The organism is Achromobacter sp. SIMBA_011, assembly GCF_046535435.1.
Taxonomy (GTDB): domain Bacteria; phylum Pseudomonadota; class Gammaproteobacteria; order Burkholderiales; family Burkholderiaceae_B; genus Achromobacter; species Achromobacter dolens.
In genome coordinates this window covers 1-262 of record NZ_JAWRWN010000665.1, presented here as the reverse complement: position 1 = coordinate 262, position 262 = coordinate 1, and the positions used below count along the sequence as shown (strand labels likewise).

The following is a 262-nucleotide window of genomic DNA, read 5'->3' as shown; positions in this document are numbered from 1 at the left end:
CAACGGGACGTAAACGAGACCCAATCCTTCATCATAACTCAGCACGGACCAGCTGTTCGGCGAGTTCGTCGTATAGGTTTCGCCTTCCGCCAGCGGCTCGGTCTTTGTCGGATTGCCGGAATCCCAGTTCCAGATAAGTGCGCCGCTGTTCACATCGAAAGCACGGATGACACCGGACTGTTCCTGTGTGGAATAGTTGTCGTTCACCGCGCCGCCAATGATGATCTTACCCGCCGCGATCACGGGCGGCGAGGTCGAATAA

General features: G+C 56.5%; 1 pseudogene. It reads right to left on the bottom strand.

Features of this window, described 5'->3' with window-relative positions:
• Window positions 1-262: pseudogene (locus SB816_RS32625) on the bottom strand (membrane-bound PQQ-dependent dehydrogenase, glucose/quinate/shikimate family); the annotation flags it as partial.